The 9,985-nt window shown below is 65.7% G+C and carries 9 protein-coding genes and 1 pseudogene; 2 read left to right on the top strand and 8 right to left on the bottom strand.

Annotated elements, in window-relative coordinates:
- Nucleotides 1-36: 36 nt before the first annotated feature.
- Nucleotides 37-1,245: a polysaccharide pyruvyl transferase family protein gene (locus NHG85_RS16205; RefSeq protein ID WP_253334283.1), complete on the bottom strand. Its 1,209-nt coding sequence runs from the start codon at nucleotides 1,243-1,245 to the stop codon at nucleotides 37-39.
- Nucleotides 1,246-1,390: 145 nt separating this feature from the next.
- Between NHG85_RS16205 and NHG85_RS16200 the strand changes: the two genes are divergently transcribed.
- Nucleotides 1,391-2,623, top strand: a complete 1,233-nt coding sequence (locus NHG85_RS16200; RefSeq protein WP_253334281.1) for a Coenzyme F420 hydrogenase/dehydrogenase, beta subunit C-terminal domain — start codon at nucleotides 1,391-1,393, stop codon at nucleotides 2,621-2,623.
- 67 nt (nucleotides 2,624-2,690) lie between these two features.
- Here the strand turns inward: NHG85_RS16200 and NHG85_RS16195 are convergent, their stop codons facing one another.
- Genes NHG85_RS16195 through rfbC form a run of 5 tightly spaced genes read right to left on the bottom strand, consistent with a single transcriptional unit; the run spans nucleotide 2,691 to nucleotide 6,865 of the window.
- The gene (locus tag NHG85_RS16195) at nucleotides 2,691-3,431 is read right to left on the bottom strand and encodes a sulfotransferase family 2 domain-containing protein (protein ID WP_253334274.1); all 741 of its coding nucleotides are present in this window, start codon (nucleotides 3,429-3,431) and stop codon (nucleotides 2,691-2,693) included.
- A 23-nt stretch (nucleotides 3,432-3,454) separates the two neighbouring features.
- Entirely contained in the window at nucleotides 3,455-4,339 is an 885-nt protein-coding gene (rfbA, locus tag NHG85_RS16190; protein WP_253334272.1) for a glucose-1-phosphate thymidylyltransferase RfbA, read from the bottom strand.
- Nucleotides 4,336-5,217 carry a dTDP-4-dehydrorhamnose reductase gene (gene rfbD, locus NHG85_RS16185; RefSeq protein ID WP_253334270.1) on the bottom strand — a complete coding sequence of 294 codons (882 nt, stop codon included), beginning with the start codon at nucleotides 5,215-5,217 and terminating at the stop codon, nucleotides 4,336-4,338. Before rfbD ends, rfbA begins: the two co-directional genes overlap by 4 nt.
- Nucleotides 5,214-6,269, bottom strand: a complete 1,056-nt coding sequence (rfbB, locus tag NHG85_RS16180) for a dTDP-glucose 4,6-dehydratase (RefSeq protein ID WP_253334268.1) — start codon at nucleotides 6,267-6,269, stop codon at nucleotides 5,214-5,216. The genes rfbD and rfbB overlap by 4 nt, the downstream gene beginning before the upstream one ends.
- Nucleotides 6,266-6,865 (bottom strand): dTDP-4-dehydrorhamnose 3,5-epimerase, encoded by a 600-nt coding sequence (gene rfbC / locus NHG85_RS16175; RefSeq protein ID WP_253334265.1) that lies wholly within the window; start codon nucleotides 6,863-6,865, stop codon nucleotides 6,266-6,268. The genes rfbB and rfbC overlap by 4 nt, the downstream gene beginning before the upstream one ends.
- Before the next feature lie 574 nt (nucleotides 6,866-7,439).
- Here rfbC and NHG85_RS16170 point away from each other — a divergent pair.
- Nucleotides 7,440-7,760, top strand: a complete 321-nt coding sequence (locus NHG85_RS16170; RefSeq protein ID WP_253334258.1) for a hypothetical protein — start codon at nucleotides 7,440-7,442, stop codon at nucleotides 7,758-7,760.
- Between the two features lie 185 nt (nucleotides 7,761-7,945).
- Here the strand turns inward: NHG85_RS16170 and NHG85_RS16165 are convergent, their stop codons facing one another.
- Nucleotides 7,946-9,574, bottom strand: a complete 1,629-nt coding sequence (locus NHG85_RS16165) for an isocitrate lyase (protein ID WP_370363042.1) — start codon at nucleotides 9,572-9,574, stop codon at nucleotides 7,946-7,948.
- Between the two features lie 60 nt (nucleotides 9,575-9,634).
- Nucleotides 9,635-9,985: pseudogene (locus NHG85_RS16160) on the bottom strand (malate synthase A); the annotation flags it as partial.

Genomic DNA, 9,985 nt, shown 5'->3' with positions numbered 1-9,985 from the left:
GTGGCGCCGCGCCACGCTCAAGCGGCTTCGGGGCCGCTAGGCCCGGCGCGGCGAAGTGGCGGACAGGGCAGCGATCGCCTGGGCCGCCCGCGCCTCATAGGCGCCGAGCCGCGCGTCCACTCCGCGCATCGCCTGCGCCATCTCCTGCGCGAGCCGATCGCGATCGGCGAAGCCGGCTTCGATCCGGGCAAGGATCTCGTCGTTGCTGTCGGTCTTGCAGTCGGCCACGTGGTCGTAGCCAAGCGTGCCGAAGACGCCGGCGAACTTCCGGCTGTAGGCCATCGGCACCACCGGCACGCCCGAGGAGAAGGCCGCGATGGTCGCGTGCATCCGCGCGCCCATGAAGAAATCCATCCCCGCAATGTAGCTCTTTGCCTCGATCGGCGAGGCAAAGACCGGAGCCAGCACCGTGCCGGGAAACTCTTTGGCCAGCTCGGCCGAAACCCTCTGGTCGTCCTCCACTGCAATGTGCTCGGACTGAACATGACCGACAAGATGCAGCTCCACCCCCTCACGGGTCGAAAACCGCGAGACGATTTCGCGAATCAGGCCGGGATAGTCGCCCTTGAGGCCGAACTGGTTGGACTGGGTGTACCCGCCGTTGAACAGCAGCCCCGAGACATTGAGCCCGACCCGGATCTTGCCATCCTCGCGCAAGGCAGGCGGGGTATAGGGCAGGCCCATCGCGACATCCGTGGTTTCGAGAATCTCGGCCTGCAGGCCGAGCTTCCCGAGAAAAGCGGTTGAGGGCGCGTCGCGGCTGGTGACAAAGGCCGCGCGGTTCATCACGGCCCGCGCCAGCGGCGGCGACCACCACTTGTCGAATGGCCCCACCGTCTGCGGCGACAGCACCAGCGGCTTGCCCGCCGCGAGGCTGCGCGCCTTGCTCAGCCAGATCGTCAGGAACCGCTTGAAGCCATAGATGTCGGTGAAGCTGTCGCCACCGCCGATGTCGAAGACGATGTCGCAGCGCGCGATGTCGGCGGCGACCTGGCCACCGGGGCGCATCAGGTGACGCGTGCGAAACGGGCGATGCTCGATATCCGGGGCGGTGAGGTAATCGGGCCGCGGATCGCGCCAGCCCAAAATCAGAAAATGCGCCTCGCGCCCGGCGGTCCGCGCCGCGCGGCGCAGTATCTCTATGTTGGCGAGCGTCAGCGCGCCAACACCGAGATTGTCGGAGTTCATGGAATGCCAGAACAGGCCGATCGTGACCTTGAGCGGCGGGGAAGAGGAGTTGGGCACGTAACGGCTCCGATACGGGAACGGGACAGGCGATTGACAAAGCAATGCAAGTTGGGGCTTCCGGTCGCAAGCCCTGTCCGGCATGAGGGGGGGCAAGTGGGGATCGACCGCACCGCCGGTGAGGCGGGCGGGGTTCGGAGGCGGCGTGACATCGAAAGCGGAATTTCTGACGCGTGTCGAGCGCGGTGATCTGTGCAGCGGCTGCGGTGGCTGCGCGCTCGCCTCGGAGGGTGCGATCGAGATGGGCCTTAGTGCGCCGGGCTTTCTGCGCCCGGTCCAGCGCGCCGCGATCCCGGAGGAGACCGACCGTCGCATCGCGGCGATCTGTCCCGGCTTGGGCCAGACGCTTGACCGGCAGGCCACGCATGACGACGTGCTCTGGGGTCCTTATGAAGAGATGCGCACCGGCTGGGCCAGCGCGCCCGAGCTGCGCCACGCCGCCTCTTCGGGCGGCGCCCTGTCGGCGGTGCTCGGCTGGTTGATCGAAAGCGGAAAGGTCGAGGCCGCGGTGCATGTGGCCGCGGACTCTGACCGGCCCACGGCCAACCGTGTCACCGTCTCGCGCGACGCTGCCGAGATCAAGGCGGCGGCGGGCTCGCGCTATGCGCCCTCGGCCCCGCTCGCGGCGCTCGGCTCGCTCATTGCACGAGGCGGGCGCTATGCCTTCGTGGGCAAGCCATGCGATATCGTGGCCCTTCGTGCCCTCGCGCGGCAGGACGCGCGGATCGACGCGTGTTTTCCGGTCATGCTGTCGTTCTTCTGCGCCGGCGTGCCTTCGCTCGCAGGAGCGGACGCGGTGCTCGCCGCTCTTGGCACGACGCCGGATCAGGTGAGCGGGTTCCGCTACCGCGGCAACGGCTGGCCCGGAGAGGCGACCGCGACGCTTCGCGACGGCACGGCCCGTTCGATGAGCTATCACGACAGTTGGGGCAAGATCCTCTCGGGCCATGTGCAGCGACGTTGCAAGATCTGCCCCGATGGCACCGGCAAGGAGGCCGATCTGGTTTGCGCGGATGCATGGCAGTCCGACGCGCGGGGCTATCCGTTATTCACCGAACAGGAGGGCGTCAGCCTCGTCGTGGCGCGCACCCCGCTCGGCCGCGACCTCATGGCGGGCGCCGAGGCAGCGGGGGCGCTGACGACGGAAGGCTTCGACGTCACCACGCTGGACCGCATGCAGCCCGGCCAGTCGGGACGCCGCCGCGCGGTTCTGGCCCGGCTGGCAGGCCTGCGCCTCGCGGGCCGCCCGATCCCACGCTACCGTGGTTTGAGGCTCGCCGAGATGGCCCGGAGCAACACCGTGAAGGGAAACCTTCGCAACATGTTGGGGATGTTCAAGCGGGTGGTGGGTACTTCGAGAAGGCGCCGCAAATTCTAAGGACTTATTTTTTGCAATCCAAACAGGTCAGCGCCAGCGGCACGTTTTATTTGAATTGCAGAGAAATTTAAAGACGGCCTGCCTGATAAAGAGCGGCTATCGGGCGCGCAAGGAACTTTGCAGCGATCTTGCGGGCACCTCTTTTTCGGTCGTTTGGCAGCGTACCGAGATCGGGCGGCGAATATCCGAACCTTCGATAGTCCGCTTGATAGTATTCGTGAATAAGCTGCGCATCCTGGCGGGTTATCAAAGGGCGTGAAACCTTGGTCGACTTCAACTCATGTGGAATTGTCCCATTTCTGGGTGTCCCTACAGTGCGCGAGAGATATGCCAAAACATGGTCGAAGCCATCCTCCAGATTGAAGACTTCGATGTTGGCATCTGGCACGAAATCGACCTGTGGCCGTATATGGTTGTCGCACAAGTTCGGAGCGTATCGGGATGCCGCCAATACAATTTCCAGCCATGAAGAAAAGGAACCAAATCGTAGGCGTGGATAGAGGTGTTTCTTGGCGCGCTGATATCTGTATTCGCTGATGATCCGTTCCACAGGGTCTCTGACCACGGTGAACATGATATCGGGGCGTGTACCGATGCGCGCAGATGCCTCCTCCCACGACAGGTGTTGCGGAGAGCTACTTCCATCAACGCGTGATATGCTTTTTTGTCGCCATTCCTTGTTCCATCCCCGATCCAAGAGCTTGATGCTCTCTGAATGCGCAGAGAGGAAGCTTTCAAGGCTGGAGCCACCCGCTTTGGGGCAGTGTGCGAAATACACGCGGAGGGATCCGATAACGAATAGCGGCATCTTTCAACTCTTTGGCAGCTTGCTCACTCCTGCTCCAAGACGTCCTTGAGATAGGCGCCATAGGCATTCTTGCCGAACAGCTGCGCCTGTTTGCGCAGAATGGCGGCATCGGTCCAACCTTTTTGGAAGGCGATTTCGTCGGGGCTGCCGGTTTGCATGCCCTGGCGACTCTCGAGCGTGCGCACGAAATTACCGGCGTCAAGGAGCGAGCCGTGGGTGCCGGTGTCGAGCCAGGCATAGCCGCGGCCCATCCTTTCGACCCGCAGATCGTCCTCTCCGAGATAGCTCTCGAGCAGGGTCGTGATCTCGAGTTCGCCGCGATCGGATGGCGTGACCTTGCGGGCGCGGGCCGGCGCGGTGCCGTCGAGGAAGTAGAGCCCGGTGACAGCATAGTTCGACGGCGGCACCCTGGGCTTTTCAATGATGGCCCGTGCGCGACCGTCGGCGTCGAAATCGACCACGCCATAGCGCTCGGGATCGGAGACATGATAGCCGAAGACCGTTCCGCCGGTCGTGCGGGCATCCGCCTCGGCCAGCATGTCGGGCAGGCCGTGCCCGAAGAAAATGTTGTCTCCCAGGACCATCGCCGAGGGTGCGCCGTTCAGGAACTCTTCCGCGAGGATATAGGCCTGTGCCAGTCCTTCGGGCTCTGGCTGCACGATATAGGTGAGCTCAACGCCCCATTGCGACCCATCCTGAAGCGTGCGGCGGAACTGCTCCTGGTCCTGCGGGGTGGTGATGATGGCGATTTCGCGGATCCCTGCGAGCATCAGCACCGACAACGGGTAGTAGATCATGGGCTTGTTGTAGATCGGCAAAAGCTGCTTCGATAGGCCGATGGTGATCGGGTAGAGCCGGGTGCCTGAGCCTCCGGCAAGAATGATGCCCTTTCGAGAGGTCGTGGTCATGCTCTGGCTCCAGGATTTGTAAGGACACGGGCGAGGCTCTCGCGCCAATCGGGGCGCGACAGGCCGAAGACGGTTGTCGTGCTCTGACAATCGAGCCGGGAGTTGAGTGGGCGCGGCGCCGGGGTCGGGTACTCGGCGGAGGGAATGTCCTCGATCCGGCAGGGCAGATCGGCCTGCGCCATGATCTCACGCGCGAAATCGGCCCAGCTCGCATCCGGCGCGCCGGAGAAGTGGTGGATGCCACTTTTGGACGGGTCGGCGGCAAGCGCTTCGGCGATGGTCATACAGGCGCGGGCGATGGCATCTGCGGGCGTCGGGCCGCCGATCTGGTCGGCCACCACGCGCAGGGCCTCGCGCTCGGCGCCGAGCCGTAGCATCGTCTTGACGAAATTCGCGCCATGCGCCGAGAAGACCCACGAGGTGCGCAGAACCACCCAACCGGCGGGGTTGCCGACCTGTGCCACGCCGATCTCGCCTTCGCGCTTGGTGCGGCCATAGGCGCCCAGGGGTGCGGCGGGCGCATCCGGCGCGAAGGGCGTCTCGCCCGCGCCGTCGAAGACGTAATCGGTCGAGATATGCACGAAGGGCAGGCCAGCCTCGGCGGCGATCCGCGCCAGCATGGCGGGGGCAGCGCCGTTCACCGCCAGCGCCTCGGCCTCCTGCGTCTCGGCCGCATCCACACCGGTCCAGGCGGCGGCGTTTATGATCGCCTGCGCGGGAAAGTCGAGCAGCACACCGCGCAGCGCTTCGGCGGCAGCTTCGGGCCGTGACAGATCGGCCGCGTCGCGGCCCATGAGCCGGATCTCGTGGCCCGCGCCGGACAGACGGGCCAACTCGCGCGCGACCTGCCCCGAGCGGCCGAGAACCAGGATCCTCATTGGGCGGCCCGGGCGGTGCCGAGCCGCTGGCCCACGCCCTCGCGCGCCTGCAGCGGCCGCCACCAGTCCTCGTTGTCGAGATACCATTGCACCGTGCGCCTGAGCCCTTCTTCGACCGTCACCGAGGGCCGCCAGCCCAGTTCCTCGCGGATGCGCGAGGGATCGATCGCGTAGCGTGCATCATGGCCGGGCCGGTCGGCGACGAAGGCGATCTGCTCGGCATAGGGCGCGGCGGCGGGGCGCAGCTCGTCGAGAATGGTGCAGAGCGTGCGCACCAGCTCGAGATTGCTGCGCTCGTTCTCGCCGCCGATGTTGTAGCTGCGGCCCACCGCGCCGCGCTCCACCACGGTGAGCAGCGCATCGGCGTGATCCTCGACATAGAGCCAGTCGCGCACGTTCTCGCCGCGCCCGTAGATCGGCAGCGGCTTGCCGGCCAGCGCATTGAGGATCACAACGGGAATGAGCTTTTCGGGGAAGTGGTAGGGGCCGTAATTGTTCGAGCAGTTGCTGAGCACCACCGGCAGGCCGTAGGTCTCGTGCCAGGCGCGCACGAGGTGGTCCGAGGCCGCCTTCGAGGCCGAGTAGGGCGAGCGCGGGTCATAGGGCGTGTCTTCGGTGAACTTCACGGCGGGGTCGGCGGGCAGCGAGCCGAAGACCTCGTCGGTCGAGACGTGGTGAAAGCGGAAGCTCTCGGGGCGACCCCGGCTTTCCCAGTGGCTGCGCGCCGCTTCGAGCATGTTGTAGGTGCCGGTGATGTTGGTCTCGACGAAATCGCCCGGCCCGTCGATCGAGCGGTCGACATGGCTCTCGGCGGCGAGATGCATCACCGCGTCGGGGGCGTGGGCGGCAAAGATCAGGTCGAGTGCGCCGCGGTCACGAATGTCGGCCTGCTCGAAGGCGTAGAGCGGGTTGTCCGAGACCGAGGCCACGTTGTCGAGGCAGGCGGCATAGGTCAGCGCGTCGAGATTGACGACCTTATGGCCGCGCGAGACCGCAAGCCGCACCACGGCCGAGCCGATGAAGCCGGCGCCGCCGGTGACGAGGATCTTCACGAAGGGGTCTCCCAAGGCAGCGGCGCGTCATAGCTGAATGGGCTCTCAAAGCCCTCGAAACGCGCGGCCATCGCATCTTTCTCCGACAAGACCGCCTCCGTGCGGCTGTCCAACTGATCGAGCTGCCAGTCAATCCCCAGGTCCGGATCGTTCCACAAGAGCGCACCCTCGGTTTCGGGCGCGTAGCCGTCGGAACATTTGTACACGATTTCCGTGTCGGGCAGGCGGGTGATGAACCCATGCGCGAACCCGGCCGGAACGAGCAACTGGCGGCCGTTCTGTTCCGTTAATTCCACCGCAGTCCAGCGCCCGTAGTTCGGGCTGCCACGGCGGATGTCGACCGCCACGTCGAGCAGCGCACCGCGTCCACAACGCACCAGCTTGTGCTGGGCGCGGGGTGGCGCCTGGAAATGCAGGCCGCGGACGGTGCCGGGTGTGGCCGAAAGCGAATGATTGTCCTGCACGAAATCGATCTCGATTCCGGCGTCCGACATGGCGGCCCTGGACCAGCTCTCCGAGAAATAGCCGCGGTGGTCGCCAAATCGACGGGGCGTCATGGCGAGCACGCCCGGCAACGCGGTTTTCTCAATAAGCATCTGTAATCCATGACGGTCAAAATAACAGGCATTTGCTTAGCACCCGCTCTCGAAGGTGTCACTATACCGATAGCTCGAAGTTTCCTGCACCCACGGTCGCAAGGCGGGTGATCTCCGCCTGACCCGCGCCGACCGCTGCATTCCATGGCGCGGTTTTCCTCGGCCTTCTTCGTCGTACGGGATGTCTTCGCACGGTCGGCCACGGCGCCAGCACCTCGGTGGTCGTCCGAGTGTCCGGTGCAACCGGGGCAAGACCAACGACGCGCTGCGCACCTGATGTTTCCCATTCGGGCCTCGCAAAGCCCTTCGGCGGAAATCCCCATCTCGGTCGGCCGATTGCTTGCGCCTTCCGCGCGAACTTGACATGGTCACGGCGTTTCTCGGCTTGAGCGGGCGCGTGTCGTCATGCGTGTGGATCGAGCCGCTGGCCGCTGGCGCGTAATACGTTGGCAGAGCCGGGATTTTGCGAAGTTTCGCCCTTTTCACGCCATTTTCGGTCTTGATACAGAAGTCGGTTGGCCGGGTCGCGGCGCAACCCGCCGCACGGGAATGCAGGATGCCGGAGGAGACGGTCATGTATCATTACCCAGCCTCGGAAGCCGGTCTCGACGACATCGCAATAGCGATCGAGCAGATGATGTTCGATATGCCAGAGCCGCAAAGTCAGGCTGCGCCTTCGCTCTGCCCCGAGGTGAAAGACCTTTCCACCAAGGTGGCGATCGAACACAAGGCCTTGCCTCCCATCATGCCGGCGGTGCGGAACCGGGATGAAAATCCGATGGCCAGAGCCCGGATGCCGCTCCATAGGCCATCTGCGCGCGCGCCGCAGTTGCCGGCCGCGCCTTCGATCCCAGCAGTGCCGGCCTTCGACGTGGATTGCTTCGTCTTCAGCTGACGCCAGTCCGGGTTCGCCAACCGCGCACCTTTGCCGCAGGTCGCGCCGCATCCCCTGCGGCCTTGACCTGCACGTGCTCTCCAAACCTCGCGACGCGACCCCTGCTCAAGGGGCCGCGTCATCTGGCGTGCGTCCCGACCAGGCCCGGTCGGAACGCACGGTCCGTGCATCAGGTCAGCGTGCAATCATTCGGCGGCGAACTGGTTCATGGTGTTCGCGTGACCGCCTGCCTTGAGCGCGCGCTCGCCGCCGACCATGACCTTGAAGCTGTCGCCCAGATCCGAGCCGACCTCGTGCTGGTGCTTGACCGCCGAGATGCCGCGCCGGATCTCCTCGCGCTGCACGGTGGCGACATAGGCCAGCATCCGGTCCTCGCCGAAATAGCCGCGCGACAGCTCGTCCACCGATTTGGCGGTGAGGTGGAAGGTCGGCAGGGTGATCAGGTTGTGGAACACGCCCGCCTTGGTCGAGATGTCGTACTGGAACCGCTTGAGCCGCGCGTCGGCCTCGCGCCCCAGATCGGTGTCGTCGTAATCGGCCTTCATGAGCTGGGTGCCCTCCGGGTAGTCGGCCTCGGCGATGCGGCCCTCGGCGATCCAGTCCTCGCGCACCTGCTTGCGCAGGTTGAGCGTCCAGTTGAACGAGGGCGAGTTGTTGTAGACCAGCTTGGCCTGCGGCGCCTCCCGGCGGATCTCGTCGACCATGCCCGCGATCTCGGCCACGTTGGGCGTGTCCGTCTCGATCCAGATCAGGTCGGCGCCGCCGTCGTTGAGCGAGGCCACGCAATCCTCGATGACGCGCGCGCGGCCCGTGCCCTCCTTGAAGCGCACGAGACCGTTGGGCAGCCGCGCGGGCCGCGCCCATCCGCCGTCGCGCCACATGGCGATCTCGCCCTCGGTGGGCTGACCTTCAAAGCTCTCGGTCTCGATCCACTTGAGATATTCGCTCGCATGATCGCCCGGCTTCTGGCTCACGGGGAGCTTTTGCGTCAGCCCCGCGCCGAGGCTGTCGGTGCGCGCGACGATCACGCCCTCGGTCACGCCAAGCTCCTCGAAGGCCATGCGGCAGGCGCGCAGCTTTTCGATGAAATCCTCGCGCGGGACGGTGACCTTGCCGTCCTGATGGCCGCATTGCTTGGCGTCGGAGACCTGGTTCTCGATCTGCAGGCAGCAGGCGCCCGCCTTGATCAGTTCCTTGGCAAGAAGGTAGGTCGCGTGCTCGTTGCCAAAGCCCGCGTCGATATCGGCGACGATCGGCACGACGTGGCTTTCGAAGCCGTCGATGGCGGTGACGGCGGCGCGCTCGGCCTCGGCATCCCCCGCCTCGCGCGCCTTGTCGAGCGCGCGGAACAGGTCATTGAGCTCGACCTCGTCGGCCTGGCGCAGCGAGACGTAGATCTCCTCGATGAGATCCGCGACGGCGGTCTTTTCATGCATCGACTGGTCGGGCAGGTGGCCCCAGCGGTTGCGCAGCCCCGCGACCATCCAGCCGGAAAGATAGACGTAAGCCCCCTTGGTGGTGCCGCGCAGCCGCTTGACCGAACGGATCATCTGCTGGGCGTGAAAGCCCGACCAGCAGCCGAGGCTCTGGGTGAAATGCTCAGGATCGGCATCATAGGCGGCCATGTCGGCGCGCATGACCTTGGCCATGTCGCGGGCGATGTCGAGGTGGGTGTTGTAGGTGTTCTGCATCTGAAGCTGCAGGATGTCGTCGATGCCGATGCCGCCCGCGGCGGCGCCGTTCGGAAAGCGGGTTTGCAGCATGGCGCGGCGCTCGGCGTAGCTCTTGCGGGCGGGAGGGGTCATGTCGGTCATGTGGTTGGTCCTTGTGGGTATACCGGAGGGGGGCGGAGGCCGGTGGCCCCCGCGTGATGATCAATCGAGCGTGTCGAGCAGCGGCGCCGCGAGCCGGGCGACGTGGTCGGGCTGCGGGCTGGCGCAGGCGGCCTCCTGCACGATCCGCGCGGCAGAGGCGTAGCGGCCGCGGTGGAAGCTGTGCGGGCCGAGCCATTCGACCAGCGCCACGATCTCCTCGTGGATCAGCTCGGCCAGCCAGTCGGCGGTCATCCGGCGGCTGTCGCCGGCCTCCATCTCGACCGTCGCGCCATGCGCCAGCCACTGACCGAGCCGCGCGCGGGCGAGATCGGCGGAGGCGAGGCCGTGCAGCGCATCGTCGATCCGCACCGGGCCGCGCCCGGCGATCCATGCGGCGAGTGCTGCGATGGC

Source organism: Limimaricola litoreus, assembly GCF_024159025.1.
GTDB classification, from domain to species: Bacteria; Pseudomonadota; Alphaproteobacteria; order Rhodobacterales; family Rhodobacteraceae; genus Limimaricola; species Limimaricola litoreus.
The sequence above is the reverse complement of the archived record's forward strand: the minus strand, read 5'-3'. Positions and strand labels throughout refer to the sequence as shown.

Coding starts and splice junctions, on each gene's coding strand:
- NHG85_RS16170 (WP_253334258.1), top strand. CDS start 7,440: ATGTATCATTACCCAGCCTCGGAAGCCGGTCTCGACGACATCGCAATA.
- NHG85_RS16195 (WP_253334274.1), bottom strand. CDS start 3,431: ATGCCGCTATTCGTTATCGGATCCCTCCGCGTGTATTTCGCACACTGC.
- rfbA (WP_253334272.1), bottom strand. CDS start 4,339: ATGACCACGACCTCTCGAAAGGGCATCATTCTTGCCGGAGGCTCAGGC.
- rfbC (WP_253334265.1), bottom strand. CDS start 6,865: ATGCTTATTGAGAAAACCGCGTTGCCGGGCGTGCTCGCCATGACGCCC.
- NHG85_RS16165 (WP_370363042.1), bottom strand. CDS start 9,574: ATGACCGACATGACCCCTCCCGCCCGCAAGAGCTACGCCGAGCGCCGC.
- rfbD (WP_253334270.1), bottom strand. CDS start 5,217: ATGAGGATCCTGGTTCTCGGCCGCTCGGGGCAGGTCGCGCGCGAGTTG.